Origin of the sequence: Pantoea allii (assembly GCF_002307475.1) — a bacterium.
GTDB lineage: Bacteria > Pseudomonadota > Gammaproteobacteria > Enterobacterales > Enterobacteriaceae > Pantoea > Pantoea allii.
Genome location: NZ_NTMH01000040.1, coordinates 64,359 through 83,338, shown reverse-complemented (window position 1 = coordinate 83,338; position 18,980 = coordinate 64,359). Strand labels below are relative to the sequence as shown.

Below are 18,980 nucleotides of genomic sequence, written 5' to 3'. Positions count from 1 at the left end.
TTGTGACAAAGACTACACTTTGTCGTTAACGAAGATGAAAAGGAGCGCGTCGCGAGTATGCCACAAATTAAGCAAGGATTTTCAATTAAAGTCCTGACGATCAATACCCACAAAGGTTTTGCCCCGTTTAACCGACGCTTCATCTTGCCTGAATTGCGCGACGCGGTACGTGCAACATCGGCAGATATCGTCTTGTTACAGGAGGTGATGGGAACACATGATATCCACCCACTGCAACATGAAAACTGGCCCAACACCTCACATTATGAGTTTCTGGCTGACACCATGTGGAACGATTTCGCCTATGGCCGCAACGCCGTTTATCCGGAAGGACACCACGGCAACGCCGTGCTGTCGCGCTTTCCTATTGCTGACTATGAGAACCGCGATGTCTCTGTTGCCGGGAGTGAAAACCGTGGCATGTTGCACTGCAAAATCGCGCTTCCCGAGCCTTACGGCACGCTGCACGTCATCTGTGTCCATCTCGGCCTGAAAGCGGCCCACCGTCGCGCTCAAATGGCGATGCTGAACGAGATGGTGAAGGCGCTGCCGCCCGATGCTCCGGTTGTGGTGGCCGGCGATTTCAACGACTGGCAGGGCCGGGCCAATAAAATATTGCAAAAAGGGGCGGGACTGAAAGAGGTGTTTAGCCTCAAAAATGGCCGACCGGCGCGCACCTTTCCGGCACGTTTCCCCCTTCTGCGACTGGATCGTATTTACGTCCGCAACGCCACGGTGAGTCATCCCTGGGCGCTGCCGCGTAAACCCTGGTCACACCTTTCCGATCACGCGCCGCTGGCGGTGGAGATCCATCTATGAATTTTGAATGGCAGGAAGGCAACAAACTGCGCTTGCTGGAAAATGGCGATACGTTTTTTCCTCGGGTGTTTGGCGCCATTCAGCGCGCCGAACGCAGCGTGCTGCTGGAAACCTTTATCCTGTTTGAAGATGATGTGGGCAATGCCTTGCACCGTGAACTGCTGGCGGCAGCAGAGCGCGGCGTAAAGGTTGAAATGATGGTGGATGGCTACGGGTCTTCCGAGTTGTCAGACGACTTTGTCAACAGCCTCACCCGGGCAGGTGTCCGCTTTATCTATTACGATCCGCGTCCGCTGGTGATGGGCATGCGCACCAATGTCTTCCGCCGCCTGCATCGAAAAACCGTGGTGGTTGATGGGGTTATCGCGTTTGTCGGTGGTATCAATTTCTCTGCCGAGCACAACACGGATTACGGTCCTGAAGCGAAACAAGACTACACCGTGGAGGTGAAAGGCCCGGTGGTGGCCGATATTACCCGCTACCTGCAAGAAGCGATTGGCAGTGAAGCCACTACGCGCCGCTGGTGGGGACAGCGCTCACATCGCCCGGCGAAAAATGCCCTGCCCGGTGACGCGCAGGTGCTGTTCGTTTATCGCGACAATAACGAGCACCGGGACGATATCGAACAGCACTACCTGGACATGCTGCGCAGCGCCAAACAGGATGTGATCATTGCTAATGCTTACTTTTTCCCCGGCTACCGGTTGCTACGGGAAATGCGCAATGCCGCGCAGCGCGGGGTTCGGGTCCGTTTAATTGTGCAGGGCGAACCGGATATGCCGATCGTTAAAGTGGGCGCAGAACTGCTCTATAACTATCTGGTGGATGCGGGCGTTGAAGTCTACGAATATTGCCGTCGGCCCCTGCACGGTAAAGTGGCCGTGAAAGATCAGCAGTGGGCGACAGTGGGTTCCAGTAACCTTGATCCCTTAAGTTTGTCGCTGAACCTCGAAGCCAACCTGATCATTCACGATCGCCACTTTAACGAGACATTACGCGACAATCTTGAGCATTTACTGGCAGAAGACTGTCAGCGTGTTCAGGAGGACAAACTGCCGCCGCGCACCTGGTGGCAACTGACCAAAAGCGTGGTCGTGTTCCACTTCCTGCGGCATTTCCCTGCTATCGCCGGATGGCTTCCTGCGCATACCCCTAAGCTGGCCCAGATTGATCCGCCTGTTCAGCCTGAAATGGAGACGCAAGACCGCGTCGAAACCAATAACGAAGGAGCGAAATCCTGATGGCAAATACGCATCCGCGCTGGAAGCTGGCGAAAAAGATTCTTACCGGCCTGTTCTTTGTTGCCGTCATTGTGCTGCTGGTCATCTATGCACGTAAGGTGAACTGGGGTGACGTTTATGACGTCATCGTTAACTATAACCGCTACGTGGTGCTGACCGCGGCCGCCCTGGTCATTGTCAGTTACCTTGTTTATGGCTGTTACGACCTGATTGGCCGGGCCTACTGCGGCCATAAACTGGCAAAGCGTCAGGTGATGTTGGTGTCGTTTATTTGCTATGCCTTTAACCTGACGCTCAGTACCTGGGTTGGCGGTGTGGCGATGCGTTACCGGCTCTATTCGCGCCTTGGCCTGGACAGCGGCACTATTACGCGCATTTTCTCACTCAGCATCGCCACCAACTGGCTGGGCTATATCCTGCTGGCGGGCGTGGTATTCAGCGCTGGCATGGTTTCCATTCCCAGCGGCTGGTTTATTGGCGAAACCACGTTGCGACTGATTGGGGTTGTCCTGCTGGTGCTGGTGGCGTTCTATCTCTGGTCCTGTGCCTTTTCTAAACGTCGCCGCTGGACGGTCAAAGGCCAGACGCTGCAACTGCCTTCATTGCGCATGGCGCTGTTTCAGTTTGCCGTTTCCTGTGCCAACTGGATGGTGATGGGCACCATTATCTGGCTGCTGCTGGGTCAGGATGTCGGCTATCCGATGGTGCTGGGCGTTCTGTTGATCAGCAGCATTGCGGGGGTGATTATTCATATTCCGGCGGGGATTGGCGTGCTTGAAGCGGTGTTTTTAGCGTTGTTGAGCGGCGAAGATCTCTCTCACGGTACGATTATTGCGGCCCTGCTGGCCTACCGGGTGCTCTATTTTATTTTGCCCCTGCTGCTGGCACTGGTGCTGTATCTGGGACTGGAGAGCCGCGCGAAACATATGCGCCATAAAAACGAGCAGAAACTGCAGAAGTCATAACCGAGGAGCGGCTGCTCTGGCAAACCAGAGCAGCCTGTTTTATTAACGGCGGTTACCGAAAATACGCAGCAGCATCAGGAACAGGTTGATGAAATCAAGATAGAGCGTCAGCGCGCCCATGATCGAGTAGCGACGCAGGTTTTCCGTGTCGCGTGCATCAATTTGCTCACCAATATTTTTCAGTTTCTGCGTGTCATACGCCGTCAGACCTACAAACACCACCACGCCGATGTAAGTAATCGCCCACATTAACGCCGGGCTTTTCAGCCAGAAGTTCACCAGTGATGCCAGCAGGATACCAATCAGCGCCATAAACAGCAGGCTGCCCAGGCGACTCAGATCGCGTTTCGTGGTGTAGCCATAAAAACTCATGGCACCAAACATCCCCGCCGTCACAAAGAACGTACTGGCGATAGACGAATAGGTATACACCAGGAAGATACTGGCCATGGTTAACCCGGTCAGCGCCGAGTAGAGCATGAACAACCCGGTCGCCACGGCACCGCTCAGGCGATGTACCATGCCGGAGAGGAAGAACACCAGTGCCAGTTGCACAATGATCAAGCCGAAAAAGGTTATCCGGTTTGCAAAAACCAGCTCCATGACCGCTGGCGTGCGGGCGGCAAACCAGGAAACGAACGCGGTAAGTAATAATCCGCAGGTCATCCAGCCATAAACCTGTGCCATGTAAGCCTGCAACCCGCGAGATGCAGGCTGAACTATTGAATCATTCTGTGGATATCGGTCCATGATGCACCTCTTGTTAAACGAATGGGTTATTCCCCTGACAGGGGAGCCTGGTTAAGTGTGGCACAGCTCTGTTCAACTGCGCCACAACGCCGTGCTTATCGACGTGACATGCACTGCTGATACCGGCTGTCGACGCGCTGTGCGAACCACGCCGTGGTTAAATTGCGGGTGATTTTGGGACTTTCAAGCTTGATTCCCGGCAATATTTCACGTGGCAATCGCCGTCCGGCCATTTTATCCGCCAGCGCAAAGACCTGCTTCCACACGTCGCTGTCGCTGAATTCGGCCTTTTCGCCCAGCTCAAGATCGTCTCGAATTTCGCTGTTGCTCATATCGAGGCGCTTCGCCAGGGTACGCACCGCCAGTTCCGTCGATCCCGCGTTGTCGGAGCCATACTGAATCAGATCGCCATCCAGCGCCAGTTTCATGCCTGTGGCGCGGGACACCGCCGCCTGGAAAGCGGCATTGCGGCTGGCGAACCAGCCCGCGTTATAGTCCGCGAAACGGTAAAGCGGCTTGCTGTAATCGGCGGGATAGCCCAGCAGGTGCATCGTGCCGAAGTAAACCCCGCCATGACGGGTGAACACTTCACGTCGTATCGATCCCTCTACCGGCCACGGATAGCCTTTGGCATGTGCCTCAGCAAAGGCAATGCTGACCTGCATCGGCCCGCCAGTGTGCACAGGATTGAGGTTGCCAAACAGCGTTTGCCCCATGGGCACCATCTCAATAAAATCGTCGAAAATATCGCTCAGATCTTTTTCACTTTTGGCTTTATCCAGCCGCGCGGCATAGCTTTCGCCGTTGGTGGACTTAATTAACAACGCGGTGCGCACTAAAAACGCCGGAACATGGACGTTAGCCGCCCGACGGTCAATCTCATCCCAGGCGATTTTTGACATCCCGGGTACATTCCCACTGGCATCAAAACCTGACTCCTGCCCCGCGACGGCAATAACCGCGCACAGGTTGCTGTCGCTGGCCTCAAGCCCCTGGGTACGGAACGAGGTATAGATATCATCAGCCCAGCCTGATTTGTTGCTGACGTTGGCAGGCAGCAGGCGCTGAATCTGTGCTTTCACATCCTCAGGCTGCGTTGCAGGCGCTTCCGGCGTTTTTTTACTGCTACAGCCCGCCAGGATCAGTATGGCGAGCAGCGTCAGACGTTTTGGTAATGAAGTGAATGACATACCTGTCCTCTGAGGGGGAAAAAACCTAGCTTAACACTGCCCCGCTTCGCAGGGCAGGTTTGATTATCTGAACTAAGGTTATCTCTTTTAGCGAAATTAGCGAAAAAGGGATGCTTTATGTCAAAACTCTGGACAGTTACCCTACTCAGCCTGTTACTGGCCGGTTGCGGCGGTAACACAACGCCCGCGCAGGTCCGTTCGCCTGGCGCCCCAACCTCTCCTGGCCTGAAAGCGCTGGACAGCGGTGCCGCCCTGCTGCAATCACGACCGCCGATTGACGCGATCAATGCCTATCTGGATGGTTTTCACTTCTATAACGGCGACAAAAACGGTCAGATGGAAGCGCATCACTATGTCACGGTCTTAAATGATGACGTTATGCAGGCGGTGATTTATGACGGCAACACGCGCGATGCGCGCCTGATGGGCGTGGAATATATCATCAGCGAACGGCTGTACCGGACCTTGCCCAACGAGGAAAAGAAGCTGTGGCACAGCCATCAGTACGAGGTGAAGTCCGGTTCGCTGGTCGCACCCGGCCTGCCTGCCGCCGCGGAACATGCGCTGATGACGCGCATCGTCAACACCTACGGTAAAACGTGGCATACCTGGCACACTGACCGTGACAAACAGTTGCCGCTGGGGATTCCGGCGTTGATGATGGGCTTTACTGCCGATGGGCAAATGGACTCGCGCTTACTGGCCGATCGCGATCGCCGTTTTGCTCTCGACAGTCACAAAATTCGTGCTGAACGGGCCGATATTGACGCGCACCCGGTGGTTCCCGGTGCCAACGCCTGGCAGGACGGTGACGTCATTCAGTTGCAACGTGGCAAGGGCGGAGGCGAACACGCACACGGAAAGACCCAGTTTGCCCCCGCAGAACAGCTTTCAACGCCTTAATCCCAGCGCTGAGCGGCCTCGCGGTCGCTGTTGCGCGCATCGACCCAGCGATCGCCCTGTCCGGTGGTTTCACGTTTCCAGAACGGCGCGCGGGTTTTCAGGTAATCCATAATGAACTCCGCGGCGGCAAATGCACTGCCGCGGTGTGCACCGGTGACGCCGACAAACACAATTTCATCGCCGGGGAAGAGTTCACCGATGCGGTGAATCACTGAAACGCGCTGCAGCGGCCAGCGCTGGCGTGCCTCATCGACGATTTCCTTGAGTGCCTTTTCCGTCATGCCGGGATAATGTTCCAGCGTCAGGGCGGCGACATCATCACCCAAATTATGGTTGCGCACTTTGCCGGTAAAGGTCACCACGGCGCCGTCTTCTTTACATGCCGCCAGCCACTGGTACTCCTGGGCCATTTCAAAAGCAGCCGGGCCCACCCGAATTTGCGTTTCCATTTATCCTCCGGTGACCGGTGGGAAAAAGGCCACTTCATCCCCGTCCTGCAAGGGATGACTCATCGCGGTCAACGTCTGGTTAACGGCGGCGAGTAAACGTTCGCTGTCCAGCGCCAGCGCCCAGCGATCGCCCTTCTGCGCCAGCGCCGCGCGCAGCGCCGCCACGTTGGGGTACTCCGCAGCCAGGGTGAGCGAATCGGTTCCCACCAGTTCCCGCACCTGGGCAAAAAACAGCACCTTAATCATGGGCAACCGCCTGAAAATCGCCGCTTTTGCCGCCGCTTTTATGCAGCAAACGCAGTTGATCGATCACGATGTCTTTTTGTACGGCCTTGCACATGTCATAGATTGTCAGTGCCGCAACGGAAGCTGCAGTCAGGGCTTCCATTTCCACGCCGGTTTTCCCGCTGAGCCGACACAGGGACGTAATGCGCACCCGGTTCGATTCCGGTTCCGCCACCAGTGCGATTTCCACTTTGCTCAGCATCAGCGGATGGCAAAGCGGGATCAGCTCCCAGGTGCGTTTTGCTGCCTGAATGCCTGCGATGCGCGCCGTCGCGAACACATCCCCTTTGTGGTGACTGCCCTCGATGATCATCTGTAACGTTTCTGGCTTCATCAGCACCAGCACTTCAGCCTGGGCTTCGCGTACGGTGTCATTTTTAGCGGAAACATCCACCATGTGGGCTTCACCGGCGGCGTTAATGTGTGTGAGTTGTGACATGCTTAACGTTTCTTTAAATGGGTGACAAAGTTGCAGGGACGCGTACGGGCATCCAGTTGATCGGCGATGATGCGCTCCCAGGCACTGGTGCAGGCCGACGTCGAGCCGGGAACGGCAAAAATCAACGTCTGGTTTGCCAGGCCGGCGACCGCACGGGACTGTAAGGTCGATCCGCCAATCTCTTCATAGGAAATCATGCGAAACAGCTCGCCAAAGCCTTCGATTTCCCTATCGAACAGGGGAAGCAGCGCGTCGGGTGTGCTGTTTTTCAGGTTAAAACCGGTTCCGCCGTTAACGATCACCACCTGCACGTCTTCACTGGCGATCCAGCGTGACACAATGGCCCGGATACGGTAGAGATTGTCTGGGACGATGGCGTGGTCGATAACGCTGTGTCCGGCTTCGATCGCGGCTTCACGCAGATAATCACCGGATGTATCGTTGCTGGCATCGCGGCTGTCTGAAACCGTTAACGTAGCAAGCTGTAACGGTTGAAACGCGCTGGCTGGTTTACCCATATTTGCTCCTGCAATTAACCGCCAATATAAGAAAGATTCTGTGTAATACCGGTATTCCCTTGTAACAGGAAATGCGTCTGTTTCTTCTGTCCCAGACTGCTGGCAATACGCGCCTGCAATTCCTGCTGCTGATCGTCTGACGCGAGCAGATCCCGTAACGGAATCCCGCCGTCACCAAACAGGCAGAGGTGCAGATTGCCCTGCGCGGAAACCCGCAGGCGGTTACAGCTGGCGCAAAAATCTTTGGAATACGGCATGATCAGCCCGATTTCACCCACGTAATCGGGGTGATAAAACACCTGGGCCGGGCCATCGCTGCGACCGCTGATGCGGCGCTGCCAGCCCTGCGCGATCAGTTTATCGCGGATCACCTCGCCGGACACATGCTGCTCGCGAAACAGCGCACCGCCGTCACCGGTTTCCATCAGCTCAATAAAACGCAGCTGAATGGGACGGGTACGAATCCAGTCAAGAAAGGTCGTCAGATTATGGCTGTTCACATCGCGCATCAGTACGCTATTGACTTTGACCTGGCTGAACCCAGCCTCAAACGCCGCGTCAATGCCCGCCATCACCTGATGGAATTTATCCTGGCCGGTAATGGCGTGAAACTGGCGTGCGTCAAGGCTGTCTACGCTGACGTTAAGGGCGGTAAGTCCGGCATCGCGCCATTGCTTAACGTCACGCGCCAGCCGGTAACCGTTGGTGGTGACGGCGATATGACGAATCGCCGCGTTTTCCCTGACCGCCGCAATGATGTCGGTAAAGTCGCGGCGCAGGGAAGGTTCGCCACCGGTCAGGCGCACTTTTTCTGTGCCCGCCGCCGCAAAGGCGCGGGTGACCCGACGAATTTCATCCAGCGAGAGAAAGCTTTTATTGCGGATACCGTTTGGCTGGTAGCCATCCGGCAGGCAATAGGTACAACGGAAGTTGCAGACATCCGTGACCGACAGGCGCAAATAGTAAAATTTGCGCGAAAATGCATCAGTAAATTGTGACACCAGAACACCTTTCCAGTTCGGGAGATGCAGTCATTTCTTCCTGCACCCTGGCAGCGCGAAGGCTACGGCCTGAATCCCCTATCCGCAGACGTAGGCATTCAGGCTTGAGTGTACGTTAACCGGCTGGTCAACGCGGTCTACAGATGGTAGCGCGATTAGTGATTATGCGCCATCCACGGCTTTTACTCTCTGTGCTCCAGTAACGTTAACTTTCACCGTATTTCGCCCACAGGATAAGTTAACATGGCCGGTAAGCATTGACGTAAATCACCCTCGTCTGCATCAATAGTACGCATAAGCGCCGCAGACGCGAAAAAGGAGAAGTATGAATCGAACACTGGCGGACCTTGATCGCGTGGTGGCCTTAGGGGGCGGACACGGATTAGGACGCGTGATGTCTGCCCTGTCTCCCCTGGGTTCACGCCTGACAGGCATTGTCACCACCACCGATAACGGCGGCTCCACAGGCCGCATTCGTCGCGCCGAAGGCGGTATTGCCTGGGGCGACTTGCGTAACTGTATTAACCAGTTGATTACCGAGCCGAGCGTGGCATCCGCCATGTTCGAATACCGCTTTACCGGCAACGGTGAACTGGCCGGACACAACCTGGGCAACCTGATACTCAAAGCGCTGGATCACCTTAGCGTACGCCCGCTGGAAGTGGTCAACATCATCCGGAACCTGCTAAAGGTCGACGCCTTTTTAATTCCTATGTCTGAACAGCCGGTTGATTTAGTGGCAACCGATGTCGAGGGCAATGCCGTTTACGGTGAAACCGCCATCGACGAGATGAAACTTCCGCCTCAGGAACTGATGCTGCACCCTGCCGTACAACCCACCCGGGAAGCGCTCGACGCCGTTGCAGAGGCCGATCTGATCCTGATTGGGCCTGGCAGTTTTTACACCAGCCTGATGCCCATTCTGCTCATGAAAGAGATGGCCCAGGCGTTACGGCGCACTCCCGCCAATATGGTGTTTATCGGCAATCTGGGCCGGGAGTTGAGTCCTGCGGCGGCCACACTTACCGTGGCCGATAAACTGGCGATGATGGAACACTACATTGGCAAGCGGGTGATTGACGCCATCGTGGTTGGCCCGTCCACGGATGTCAGCCGGGTGGAAAACCGCCTGATTATTCGTGAACCGCTGGAGGCGGCCGATATCAAGTATCGTCACGACCGCCAGCTGCTCCGCGCCGCGCTGGAACACGCTATTCAGGGGTTTAACTGAATTACGACACCGCAATAAATAACGTGCGCAATTCTTGCAGTTGATCGCGCAGGCCAGCCGCCTGTTCGAACTCCAGGTTTTGCGCATGTTGCTGCATCTGCCCTTCCAGCTCGTGAATCTTTTTCTGCAATGCCTGCGGCGATAACGCCAGGTAATCGGCGTTGCTTTCGGCCGCACCGCGTTTGCTGGGTTTGGCTTTGCCGCGGGTTTTCACCACGTTATTGCCCAGTTCCAGGATATCGGTGATTTTCTTATTCAGGCCCTGCGGCACAATGCCGTTTTCTTCATTGTGGCGCTGCTGCTTTTCACGGCGGCGATCGGTTTCTTCAATCGCTCTCGCCATTGAAGGCGTGATTTTATCGCCGTAGAGAATCGCTTTACCGTTGATGTTACGCGCCGCACGACCAATGGTCTGAATCAGCGAGCGTTCCGAACGCAGGAAGCCCTCTTTGTCCGCATCCAGAATCGCTACCAGCGACACTTCGGGCATATCCAGCCCTTCTCGCAACAGGTTAATCCCCACCAATACGTCAAATTTACCCAGACGCAGGTCACGGATGATTTCCATTCGCTCCACGGTATCAATATCCGAGTGCAGATAGCGCACTTTTTCGCCGTGCTCTTCCAGGTACTCGGTCAGGTCTTCCGCCATGCGTTTGGTCAGGACGGTAACCAGTACGCGTTCATTGACGGTGACGCGTTTGCGGATCTCTGACAGCAGATCGTCAACCTGGGTCGCGACGGGCCGCACTTCGAGGATCGGGTCCAGCAGGCCGGTCGGTCGCACCACCTGGTCAATCACCTCGTCGCCGGATTTTTCCAGCTCGTATTTGCCCGGCGTCGCCGACACATAAATCGTTTGCGGTGCCAGTGCCTCGAACTCTTCAAACTTCATTGGGCGGTTATCCAGCGCCGAGGGCAGACGGAAACCGTATTCCACCAATGTCTCTTTACGCGCCCGGTCACCACGGTACATGCCGCCAATTTGCGGAATCGTCACGTGGGACTCATCCACCACCAGCAGGCCATCCGCCGGAAGATAGTCAAACAGGGTCGGCGGCGCTTCTCCAGGCCCGCGGCCCGAAAGGTAACGCGAGTAGTTTTCGATGCCGGAGCAGTAGCCCAGCTCCCCCATCATCTCCAGATCAAACTGGGTACGCTGGGTGATACGCTGCTCTTCCAGCAGTTTGTTATTTTCCAGCAGGTTTTTACGCCGGTCGGCCAGCTCGACTTTGATGTCTTCCATGGCCTGTAAAATGCGCTCACGCGGTGTGACATAGTGCGTCTTAGGATAGATCGTAAAGCGCGGCACCACTGACTCAACCTGGCCAGTGAGCGGGTCAAACAGTGACAGGCGCTCCACCTCTTCATCAAATAATTCGATCCGTAGCGCAATGTCGTCGGATTCCGCAGGGAACACATCGATAACCTCGCCGCGCACCCGGAAGGTTCCGCGCTGGAACGCCTGATCGTTGCGGGTGTACTGCAGCTCTGACAGGCGGCGCAGGATGCTGCGTTGATCGATGATCATGCCGCGCGTTAAGTGCAGCATCATTTTCAGATAAAGATCGGGATCGCCCAGACCATAAATCGCCGACACCGATGCGACGACGATAACATCGCGCCGCTCCAGCAAGGCTTTTGTGGCGGAAAGACGCATTTGCTCAATGTGTTCGTTAACCGAGGCATCCTTTTCGATAAAGGTGTCGGAACTCGGCACATAGGCTTCAGGCTGGTAGTAATCGTAGTAGGAGACAAAAAACTCCACGGCGTTGTCCGGAAAGAACTCTTTCATCTCACCATACAGCTGCGCCGCCAGGGTTTTGTTGGGCGCTAATACCATGGTGGGCCGATTGAGATCGGCGATTACGTTAGCGACGGTAAAGGTTTTACCCGATCCGGTGACGCCTAATAACGTCTGGTGCGCCAGTCCATCTTCCAGTCCGGCTTCCAGACGACGAATCGCTTCCGGCTGATCGCCAGAAGGCTTGAAAGCGGAGTTCAGTTTAAAATCTTTACTCATGAATACGGTTCCTGCAGAAGAAAGACGGCGGGCAGCCCATTATTTTACTCTGCTATGCCGATTTTGCCAGAAAAAAATACTGGATATAATAACAGTAATGATGCACAGTAACGGACATCACTTTCCGCTTGACTCTTTGGCTTTATCCCTTGCTGTCAGCTGTTTTTGTTGCGCCAGGTTATCCCCAAGCCAGGCCCTGATTTAACATTTGTCAAGCATGTGTCATAAAATTGCAGTTTGATGAATCGGCACCAATCCGGCAGGCTTGTTTTTTGATAACCCATTGATTTATAGCCGCTACTTTAAAAAGCCCAGATTCTCATCATCCAGTTACCAGGCCCCGTATTTCCTCGCTTCTAACCTGTTTTCATTATCTAATGCACAAGGTTATCCACAGGAATAGTGGATAACTGATGACAGCCCTTTGCACATCAGCTGTGTATAATTTTTTTCGTCGTCATGGCGGCCCTAAAAAAAAATTTTTTTTCGCTTAATTTCTGACACTAACTGGCAGGATTGAGCTACCGCAGCGGCGCTCGCCTTGATCTGCGACAACCCCTTTTCTTTTTTTTATTTTTTTGTGGTCTGGCACCTGCCCCATTAGCGAGCAGACGCACTTCATCACGCCTTTCGCCTGCACCGCCGTTGCACCGCGCCTTAAGCTAAGGCTGGCATTGTTCATTTTTCTTTATCTTTAAATGATGGTATTTCCGCAGGTTAAGCCAGCCACAGGGGGCAATAATGACTCTGGCCTGGGAATTGCATAACGTTTTACCAGCGTAGTACAGGCAATAGCGGTGTTGAAGATCCCGCTATCTCATTAGAGCGATTTACCAGAGATGAACGGCGAAAGCATTCAGGTTAATTATCTGGAAGGAGCGCGTCAGATGTTAAGTTTACGGTCGGTGAATCAGTTTTACGGTAAAAATCATATTCTCTGGAATGTGGATCTGGACCTGCCTCCCGGCACCTGCACCGGCATACTGGGACGGCCAGGCATGGGGAAAACCACCCTGGTCAACTGCATTATGGGGAAGCTGCCTATAAACAGCGGGACCATTAGCTGGCAGCAGGATGGTTCGCCGCCTGAAGACCTGTTGTCGCAGCCTGCAGAGCTGCGCGCCCGTCAGGGCATTGGCTATGTTCCGCAGGGGCGACATATTTTTACTCAGATGAGCGTCGAGGATAATTTACTCATTGCTTTACTGGCAGGCGCACAACCGCGTGACGGCTATCGGGCTATCCCGGAAATGATATTCGACCTGCTGCCGGCGCTTTATTCGTTGCGTCAACAGCGTAGCGGCGATTTGCCCGTCTATCAGCAGCAGCAACTGGCGCTGGCCCGTGCGCTGGTCTTACAGCCGCGCCTGCTGATTCTGGATGAGCCTGCCGACGGTATGGCGCCCTGGCTGGAAGAAGAGATGGGGAATCTGATTCGTCGCCTGAACCGCGACTATGGTCTGACGATTTTGCTGCTTGAACAGCGGGTTTCATTGATTCGCCGCGTGGCTGACAACTTTTTACTGCTGCATCGCGGCCGCAATGTTGCTCAGGGCAACGTCACCCAGTTGGATGACGGTACCCTGGATAAATGGTTAACCGTGGCCTGATTCGCCAGGCAGCGTCAGGTACTGACCACAGTCAGCCTGCTGGTCCTCATCCGTTAACCAGGGAATCACACCCAGACAAGGTGCCGGAAGGCGCTGTGTTAAGGCCGTGAGGTATTCCTGATAGCGCCGACCGGGCGGCTGTACCGTATTGGCGATCCAGCCCGCCAGTCGCAGACCGCGTGCGCGGACAGCATCGGCCGTCAGCATGGCATGATTAATACATCCCAGCTTAACGCCCACCACCAAAATCACCGGCAGTTGCTCCGCCTCTACCCAGTCTGCATAGGTTTGCGTCTCAGAAAGCGGCGTGTACCAGCCGCCTGCTCCCTCGACCAGAATCCACTCGGCCAGCGGCTCAAGTTCACGCAGCCCCGCCGACAGGGTGGCAAACTCAATCGGTCTACCCTCATCCGCGCTGACGATATGCGGCGAGGTTGGCTCCATAAACGCCAGCGGATTCACCTGCTCGTAGCGCAGCGCAACGTTGCTGTAACGCTGTAACGCCAGCGCATCGCTGTTACGCACGCCTGACGCAGTTAACTCGCAGCCCGAGGCAACAGGTTTATAGCCTGCACAACGATAACCTGCAGCCGTGGCAGCCTGCAGCAGCGCCGCACTGGCCACCGTTTTACCGACTTCGGTGTCGGTGCCGGTCACAAACCAGCGTTTCATGATTTCGTCACTCCAAACATCACATGGTAACTGAGGCGAAAACCCTGCTCATCCCGGGGCCAGTGGGCTTCGAGTTGAGCAAGACGTTGACGCGTCAACAAACAAGCGGATCGCCCGCTATGCAAATGGGTTGCCCCGATGCCTTTCAGAGAGCGCATCGCGCTGAGGGCATCGGGGAAATGCAAGATAAAGGTTTGTGCATGGCAGTGCAGATGCTGAGCTTCACAGGCGGCGGCAATCTCCTGCGCGGGCAGGAAGCGATTAGCGTGCAGGCTGCCATCCAGGTGCGACCAGGCCTGATGGACTTCGTGCAGAGAGCCCGCGCTCAGGGTGGAAAACAGCAAACAGCCGCCAGGCTTTAGTACCCGGTTAAACTGCGTTAGCGCCCCCTGCAAATCTTCGCTCCATTGCACCACCAGGTTGCTCCATACCAGGTCAACGCACTGGTTTGCCAACGGCAGCGCATCGATATCCCCTGCCAGATAGTGATGCGCGACGCCATTTTGCCGGGCCTGGTGCAACATCTGCGCTGACAGATCCAACGCGGTGACCTGTTTGCCCCGCTCGTGCCATATCCGGCTGTACCAGCCGGTCCCACAACCGGCATCCAGCACCTGCAGGCCAGTGCGCGCGGGTGCCCACGCCAGCAGTGCATCACCGCTCAACCGTTGGAGTTCGGCATGGTGATCATACTGGGAGGCCGCGCGACCAAAGGCTCTGGCAACGGCGCGTTTATCAATCTGCAGCGTCATGCAGCGCCTCCAGTAAGACGTCAATATCGTCTGGCTGATGGGCGGCCGTCAGCGTAATACGTAAACGCGCTGTACCCGGTGGCACCGTTGGCGGACGAATCGCACTGACCCAGCATCCCGCACGGGCTAAGCGCGCAGACAGCGCCAGCGCCTGCCCGTTATCGCCGACGATCAACGGCTGAATCGCGCTGGACGAATCCATGAGCGCCCAGGGCAATGAGGCTGCCCCGCGACGAAAATGGGCGATATTGTGAGCAAGGCGTTGGCGATGTTCATCGCCCACCTGCACCTGTTTAAGCGCGGCTAACAGCGCGCTGGCCTGGGCCGGCGGCATCGCGGTGGAGTAAATCAAATGGCGGGAAAATTGCAGAAAATAATCGGCGGTAGCCTCATCACACAACAACGCGGCGCCACTGACGCCGAAGGCTTTGCCAAAGGTCACCACCAGCAGGTCAGGTTTGATGCCCTGCGCCCAACAGCTGCCCCGCCCCTGTTCGCCGGTGACACCAATACCGTGCGCATCATCGACCAGCAACCCCGCGCGGGCCTGTTTCGCCTGAGCAGCAATCGCCTGTAAGGGCGCGCTATCGCCATCCATACTGAAAATGCCTTCGGTGACCACCAGCGTTTGCCCCTCGCAGGGTGCATCCAGCCGGGCAGCCAGGCTATGTGGATCGTTATGTGTAAAACGGCGCAGCTGCGCCGGGCTGTGGCTGGCGGCCTCCAGCAGCGAAGCATGAGTGAGTTTATCGGCCAGGATGCGGTCATTTTTCTCGGCTAACAGGTGAATGATCGCCTGGTTGGCCGCAAAGCCCGAAATAAACAGCAGTGCGCGCGGATAGCCCAGCCAGTCCGCCAGTTGGGCTTCCAGCTCGGCATGGAGCCGATGATAGCCGGTGACATGGCTTGATGCACCCGCGCCAGCTCCCGCCTGCGCCGCGCCCTGTTGCCAGCCCGCGATCACCGCAGGATGCTGGCTCAGTCCAAGATAGTCGTTACTGGAAAAGTGGCGATACATCTGACCGGCATGGCGGATCAGGCGCGTTTGGTTCTCCTCAATCACCCGCCGTTCACGCCAGCCATCTTCAGCCCGGCGCTGCGTCAGCGCCTGCTGCATGCGTTGCTGCCAGCTCATTACAGCGCCGCGTTATAGAATTTTTCTGTATCGGCGTGAAGCAGTTGCTCCGTTAGCTGCTGCTGTTGTGCATTGTCGCCGTTGTCAGTCTGGGTATGTTCAGGATTCAGCCCCAGCTTGCGGAACAACAGCATATCTTTATCTTCTTCCGGGTTCGGCGTGGTCAGCAGTTTGCATCCGTAGAAAATGGAGTTCGCACCTGCCATAAAGCACATCGCCTGGGTCTGTTCGCTCATCTGCTCACGGCCCGCCGACAGGCGAACATGCGAGGTCGGCATCATGATACGGGCGACGGCGATGGTGCGGATAAAGTCGAACGGCTCAACGTCATCATTCTCTGCCAGCGGAGTGCCTTTGACCTTCACCAGCATGTTGATCGGCACGCTTTCCGGCGGCGTAGGCAGGTTCGCCAGTTGCACCAGCAGGCCCGCGCGATCGTTCACCGTTTCACCCAGGCCCACAATCCCGCCGGAACAGACTTTAATGCCCGCCTGGCGCACTTTACCCAGCGTATCCAGGCGTTCCTGATAGCTACGTGTGGTAATGATATTGCCGTAAAACTCCGGCGAGGTATCCAGGTTGTGGTTGTAGAAATCGAGTCCGGCACTGCCTAAACGCTGGACCTGGCTGTCGCTCAGCGTGCCAAGCGTCATGCAGGTTTCCATGCCCATCGCTTTAACGCCTTCCACCATTTTTTCCAGGTAAGGCATATCGCGGTCACTGGGGTTTTTCCACGCGGCACCCATGCAGAAGCGGCTCGAACCGGCAGCTTTGGCCTTTTGCGCGGAACGCAGTACCTCATCCACTTCCATCAGGCGCTCCGATTCCAGACCGGTCTTGTAACGGGCGCTTTGCGGGCAATATTTGCAGTCTTCAGGGCAGGCCCCGGTTTTGATCGACAGCAGCGTGCTGACCTGAACCTGACGGGGATCGAAGTGCTGGCGATGCACCTGCTGTGCCTCAAACATCAGTTCAAGAAAAGGCCGATCGAACAGCGCCTGCGCCTGGGCTATAGTCCAACGTTGTGACATTACATACTCCAAAAAAGGTGTCATCCCGACAGTTAACGTGGTTATACTTGTAAACTAAATCTTTTTATTTTGGTTTACAACTCCAATGTTTACTCCACAGGACGCTGAATTTGATCGCCAGCATATCTGGCATCCCTATACCTCAATGACGCAGCCACTGCCCTGCTATCCGGTTGTTGCGGCTCGGGATTACCATCTGCAACTGGCAGATGGTCGCGAGCTGGTGGACGGGATGTCGTCGTGGTGGGCGGCGATACATGGCTATAACCATCCGCGCCTGAATCGGGCGCTGCAACAGCAGATGGCGCAGATGTCCCATGTGATGTTCGGCGGCATTACCCATCCTGCCGCCGTGGCCCTTTGCCGCCAGTTAGTCACCATGACGCCAGACGCGCTGGAGTGCGTGTTTCTGGCGGATTCCGGCTCCGTTGCCGTCGAAGTGGCGATGAAGATGGCGCTGCAATACTGGCTGGGGCGAGGAGAAACGCGTCAGCAGTTTCTGACGCTCAAACGGGGTTATCACGGCGATACTTTTGCCGCGATGTCGGTATGCGATCCGGATAATTCCATGCACAGCCTGTGGCGCGGCTACCTGCCCGAGCACCATTTCGCTGAAGCACCGCAGTGCGGGTTTGATGATGAGTGGGAGGCGCGCGATGCTGAGGATTTTGTCCGGCTGATCCAGCAACATCAGAGCCAGTTGGCGGCGGTGATTCTGGAACCCGTGGTTCAGGGCGCAGGCGGGATGCGTTTTTATCATCCGCGCTATTTGCAGGTCGTGCGCGAATGTTGTGACCGCTATGGCATCCTGCTGATCGCCGATGAAATCGCCACCGGCTTCGGCCGCACCGGTAAGCTGTTTGCCTGCGAACATGCGGCGATTACGCCGGATATGATGTGTGTCGGAAAAGCCCTGACCGGCGGCACCATGAGCCTGGCCGCCACCCTCACGACGCGGGAGGTGGCCGATACCATCAGCCACAGTCCGGCGGGCTGTTTTATGCACGGCCCCACCTTTATGGCGAACCCGCTGGCCTGCGCTGTCGCAACAGAAAGCCTGGCGATAGTGCAGGAAGGCGACTGGCGTCATCAGGTTGCCGCAATAGAACGTCAGCTACGTGACACGCTGCTGCCCCTGCGCCACGCCCCCGAAGTGGCCGATGTTCGCGTGCTGGGAGCCATTGGCGTTGTGGAAACCCATCGCCCGGTCAACATGGCAACCTTACAGCAATTCTTTGTCAGCCAGGGCGTCTGGATTCGGCCCTTTGGTCGCCTGATTTATCTGATGCCACCTTATATCATCACGCCTGAGGCGCTGAATACGCTGGTCAATGCGATAGGTGCGGCGCTTGAGAAGCCGGCACACTTTCTTTCTTAATGTTTCAACGGCTGGACGTAAACCGGCTTTTGGTTAAGATGAAAAGGCAGTGACCATTAACGCAAGGAGATGTGATGCGAGTTTACAGCCAGGATTTACATGACGGCGACAAAATGCCGGAAAAACACGTTTTTAACGGAATGGGTTATCAGGGCGATAATCTTTCACCCCACCTGGCCTGGGAAGACGCGCCAGAGGGCACCAAAAGTTTTGTGATCACCTGCTTCGATCCGGATGCGCCTACAGGCTCAGGCTGGTGGCACTGGGTGGTGGCGAATATTCCGGCCGACACGACATCGCTGCCGCAGGGAGCGGGTTCCGGTAAAGCCGCGCTGCCAGCCGGCGCGCTGCAGACACGCACCGATTTTGGCCAGGCCGGCTACGGCGGCGCGGCACCACCCACCGGTGAAACCCATCGTTATATCTTCAGCGTTCATGCGCTGGATGTGGATAAAATCGAGGTTGATGAGGGTGCCAGCGGCGCGATGGTTGGGTTTAACGTGCACTTTCACGTGTTAGCCAGCGCAGCGTTAACCGTTCATTACGTCTGATCGTCGCCTGACAATGCCGCTTCCGGTTAAACGTCTT

The 18,980-nt window shown here is 56.1% G+C and carries 20 protein-coding genes and 1 riboswitch; of the genes, 8 read left to right on the top strand and 12 right to left on the bottom strand.

Annotation, left to right across the window (positions count from 1 at the left end; translation table 11 throughout):
* The first annotated feature begins 57 nt into the window (after positions 1–57).
* The 3 genes from CMR03_RS17450 to CMR03_RS17440 are packed head-to-tail and all read left to right on the top strand — an operon-like array spanning position 58 to position 3,025.
* Positions 58–819 (top strand): endonuclease/exonuclease/phosphatase family protein, encoded by a 762-nt coding sequence (locus CMR03_RS17450; protein WP_063878842.1) that lies wholly within the window; start codon positions 58–60, stop codon positions 817–819.
* On the top strand, positions 816–2,060 hold the full coding sequence (gene clsB, locus CMR03_RS17445) for a cardiolipin synthase ClsB (protein WP_063878841.1): 1,245 nt from the start codon (positions 816–818) through the stop codon (positions 2,058–2,060). Before CMR03_RS17450 ends, clsB begins: the two co-directional genes overlap by 4 nt.
* A complete protein-coding gene (locus CMR03_RS17440) occupies positions 2,060–3,025 on the top strand; it encodes a lysylphosphatidylglycerol synthase domain-containing protein (RefSeq protein ID WP_063878840.1) in 966 nt (321 codons plus the stop codon). The genes clsB and CMR03_RS17440 overlap by 1 nt, the downstream gene beginning before the upstream one ends.
* A gap of 42 nt (positions 3,026–3,067) precedes the next feature.
* Here CMR03_RS17440 and CMR03_RS17435 read toward each other — a convergent pair whose 3' ends face one another.
* Both CMR03_RS17435 and CMR03_RS17430 read right to left on the bottom strand, forming a co-directional pair.
* The gene (locus tag CMR03_RS17435) at positions 3,068–3,775 is read right to left on the bottom strand and encodes a Bax inhibitor-1/YccA family protein (RefSeq protein ID WP_014593230.1); all 708 of its coding nucleotides are present in this window, start codon (positions 3,773–3,775) and stop codon (positions 3,068–3,070) included.
* Between the two features lie 95 nt (positions 3,776–3,870).
* Positions 3,871–4,965 (bottom strand): DUF1615 domain-containing protein, encoded by a 1,095-nt coding sequence (locus tag CMR03_RS17430; RefSeq protein ID WP_063878839.1) that lies wholly within the window; start codon positions 4,963–4,965, stop codon positions 3,871–3,873.
* Between the two features lie 117 nt (positions 4,966–5,082).
* Here CMR03_RS17430 and CMR03_RS17425 point away from each other — a divergent pair, with 117 nt between their 5' ends.
* Positions 5,083–5,868, top strand: coding sequence for an OBAP family protein (locus tag CMR03_RS17425; protein ID WP_096012157.1), 786 nt, complete (start codon positions 5,083–5,085; stop codon positions 5,866–5,868).
* On the opposite strand, the gene moaE is transcribed toward CMR03_RS17425, so the two are convergent.
* From moaE to moaA, 5 genes are all read right to left on the bottom strand, one after another.
* Positions 5,865–6,317, bottom strand: coding sequence for a molybdopterin synthase catalytic subunit MoaE (gene moaE / locus CMR03_RS17420; RefSeq protein WP_096012156.1), 453 nt, complete (start codon positions 6,315–6,317; stop codon positions 5,865–5,867). The genes CMR03_RS17425 and moaE overlap by 4 nt on opposite strands.
* Complete coding sequence (gene moaD / locus CMR03_RS17415; RefSeq protein ID WP_063878836.1) at positions 6,318–6,563, bottom strand: molybdopterin synthase sulfur carrier subunit; 246 nt, start codon at positions 6,561–6,563, stop codon at positions 6,318–6,320.
* Positions 6,556–7,041 carry a cyclic pyranopterin monophosphate synthase MoaC gene (gene moaC, locus CMR03_RS17410; protein ID WP_063878835.1) on the bottom strand — a complete coding sequence of 162 codons (486 nt, stop codon included), beginning with the start codon at positions 7,039–7,041 and terminating at the stop codon, positions 6,556–6,558. Before moaC ends, moaD begins: the two co-directional genes overlap by 8 nt.
* A 2-nt stretch (positions 7,042–7,043) precedes the next feature.
* The gene (moaB, locus tag CMR03_RS17405) at positions 7,044–7,559 is read right to left on the bottom strand and encodes a molybdenum cofactor biosynthesis protein B (protein ID WP_096012155.1); all 516 of its coding nucleotides are present in this window, start codon (positions 7,557–7,559) and stop codon (positions 7,044–7,046) included.
* 14 nt (positions 7,560–7,573) lie between these two features.
* A complete protein-coding gene (moaA, locus tag CMR03_RS17400) occupies positions 7,574–8,563 on the bottom strand; it encodes a GTP 3',8-cyclase MoaA (RefSeq protein WP_164484295.1) in 990 nt (329 codons plus the stop codon).
* Positions 8,550–8,683: riboswitch (molybdenum cofactor riboswitch) on the bottom strand. It overlaps the preceding gene by 14 nt.
* A 202-nt stretch (positions 8,684–8,885) precedes the next feature.
* Here moaA and CMR03_RS17395 point away from each other — a divergent pair.
* Positions 8,886–9,791, top strand: a complete 906-nt coding sequence (locus CMR03_RS17395; protein WP_063878832.1) for a gluconeogenesis factor YvcK family protein — start codon at positions 8,886–8,888, stop codon at positions 9,789–9,791.
* Between the two features lies 1 nt (position 9,792).
* Here the strand turns inward: CMR03_RS17395 and uvrB are convergent, their stop codons facing one another.
* Positions 9,793–11,814, bottom strand: coding sequence for an excinuclease ABC subunit UvrB (gene uvrB, locus CMR03_RS17390; RefSeq protein ID WP_096012154.1), 2,022 nt, complete (start codon positions 11,812–11,814; stop codon positions 9,793–9,795).
* Between the two features lie 887 nt (positions 11,815–12,701).
* Between uvrB and CMR03_RS17385 the strand changes: the two genes are divergently transcribed.
* Entirely contained in the window at positions 12,702–13,424 is a 723-nt protein-coding gene (locus tag CMR03_RS17385; RefSeq protein WP_096012522.1) for an ABC transporter ATP-binding protein, read from the top strand.
* On the opposite strand, the gene bioD is transcribed toward CMR03_RS17385, so the two are convergent.
* Genes bioD through bioB form a run of 4 tightly spaced genes read right to left on the bottom strand, consistent with a single transcriptional unit; the run spans position 13,410 to position 17,014 of the window.
* Positions 13,410–14,096, bottom strand: a complete 687-nt coding sequence (gene bioD, locus CMR03_RS17380) for a dethiobiotin synthase (protein WP_096012153.1) — start codon at positions 14,094–14,096, stop codon at positions 13,410–13,412. The genes CMR03_RS17385 and bioD overlap by 15 nt on opposite strands.
* Positions 14,093–14,848, bottom strand: a complete 756-nt coding sequence (gene bioC, locus CMR03_RS17375) for a malonyl-ACP O-methyltransferase BioC (RefSeq protein ID WP_096012152.1) — start codon at positions 14,846–14,848, stop codon at positions 14,093–14,095. Before bioC ends, bioD begins: the two co-directional genes overlap by 4 nt.
* Complete coding sequence (bioF, locus tag CMR03_RS17370; protein ID WP_096012151.1) at positions 14,832–15,983, bottom strand: 8-amino-7-oxononanoate synthase; 1,152 nt, start codon at positions 15,981–15,983, stop codon at positions 14,832–14,834. Before bioF ends, bioC begins: the two co-directional genes overlap by 17 nt.
* Positions 15,983–17,014 (bottom strand): biotin synthase BioB, encoded by a 1,032-nt coding sequence (gene bioB / locus CMR03_RS17365; protein WP_096012150.1) that lies wholly within the window; start codon positions 17,012–17,014, stop codon positions 15,983–15,985. Before bioB ends, bioF begins: the two co-directional genes overlap by 1 nt.
* 85 nt (positions 17,015–17,099) lie before the next feature.
* Between bioB and bioA the strand changes: the two genes are divergently transcribed.
* Together bioA and CMR03_RS17355 are read left to right on the top strand one after the other, a co-directional pair.
* Positions 17,100–18,392: an adenosylmethionine--8-amino-7-oxononanoate transaminase gene (gene bioA / locus CMR03_RS17360; RefSeq protein ID WP_096012149.1), complete on the top strand. Its 1,293-nt coding sequence runs from the start codon at positions 17,100–17,102 to the stop codon at positions 18,390–18,392.
* A gap of 74 nt (positions 18,393–18,466) precedes the next feature.
* A complete protein-coding gene (locus CMR03_RS17355) occupies positions 18,467–18,943 on the top strand; it encodes a kinase inhibitor (RefSeq protein WP_096012148.1) in 477 nt (158 codons plus the stop codon).
* Positions 18,944–18,980: the final 37 nt, after the last annotated feature.

Coding starts and splice junctions, on each gene's coding strand:
- CMR03_RS17450 (WP_063878842.1), top strand. CDS start 58: ATGCCACAAATTAAGCAAGGATTTTCAATTAAAGTCCTGACGATCAAT.
- clsB (WP_063878841.1), top strand. CDS start 816: ATGAATTTTGAATGGCAGGAAGGCAACAAACTGCGCTTGCTGGAAAAT.
- CMR03_RS17440 (WP_063878840.1), top strand. CDS start 2,060: ATGGCAAATACGCATCCGCGCTGGAAGCTGGCGAAAAAGATTCTTACC.
- CMR03_RS17435 (WP_014593230.1), bottom strand. CDS start 3,775: ATGGACCGATATCCACAGAATGATTCAATAGTTCAGCCTGCATCTCGC.
- CMR03_RS17430 (WP_063878839.1), bottom strand. CDS start 4,965: ATGTCATTCACTTCATTACCAAAACGTCTGACGCTGCTCGCCATACTG.
- CMR03_RS17425 (WP_096012157.1), top strand. CDS start 5,083: ATGTCAAAACTCTGGACAGTTACCCTACTCAGCCTGTTACTGGCCGGT.
- moaE (WP_096012156.1), bottom strand. CDS start 6,317: ATGGAAACGCAAATTCGGGTGGGCCCGGCTGCTTTTGAAATGGCCCAG.
- moaD (WP_063878836.1), bottom strand. CDS start 6,563: ATGATTAAGGTGCTGTTTTTTGCCCAGGTGCGGGAACTGGTGGGAACC.
- moaC (WP_063878835.1), bottom strand. CDS start 7,041: ATGTCACAACTCACACACATTAACGCCGCCGGTGAAGCCCACATGGTG.
- moaB (WP_096012155.1), bottom strand. CDS start 7,559: ATGGGTAAACCAGCCAGCGCGTTTCAACCGTTACAGCTTGCTACGTTA.
- CMR03_RS17395 (WP_063878832.1), top strand. CDS start 8,886: ATGAATCGAACACTGGCGGACCTTGATCGCGTGGTGGCCTTAGGGGGC.
- uvrB (WP_096012154.1), bottom strand. CDS start 11,814: ATGAGTAAAGATTTTAAACTGAACTCCGCTTTCAAGCCTTCTGGCGAT.
- CMR03_RS17385 (WP_096012522.1), top strand. CDS start 12,702: ATGTTAAGTTTACGGTCGGTGAATCAGTTTTACGGTAAAAATCATATT.
- bioD (WP_096012153.1), bottom strand. CDS start 14,096: ATGAAACGCTGGTTTGTGACCGGCACCGACACCGAAGTCGGTAAAACG.
- bioC (WP_096012152.1), bottom strand. CDS start 14,848: ATGACGCTGCAGATTGATAAACGCGCCGTTGCCAGAGCCTTTGGTCGC.
- bioF (WP_096012151.1), bottom strand. CDS start 15,983: ATGAGCTGGCAGCAACGCATGCAGCAGGCGCTGACGCAGCGCCGGGCT.
- bioB (WP_096012150.1), bottom strand. CDS start 17,014: ATGTCACAACGTTGGACTATAGCCCAGGCGCAGGCGCTGTTCGATCGG.
- bioA (WP_096012149.1), top strand. CDS start 17,100: ATGTTTACTCCACAGGACGCTGAATTTGATCGCCAGCATATCTGGCAT.
- CMR03_RS17355 (WP_096012148.1), top strand. CDS start 18,467: ATGCGAGTTTACAGCCAGGATTTACATGACGGCGACAAAATGCCGGAA.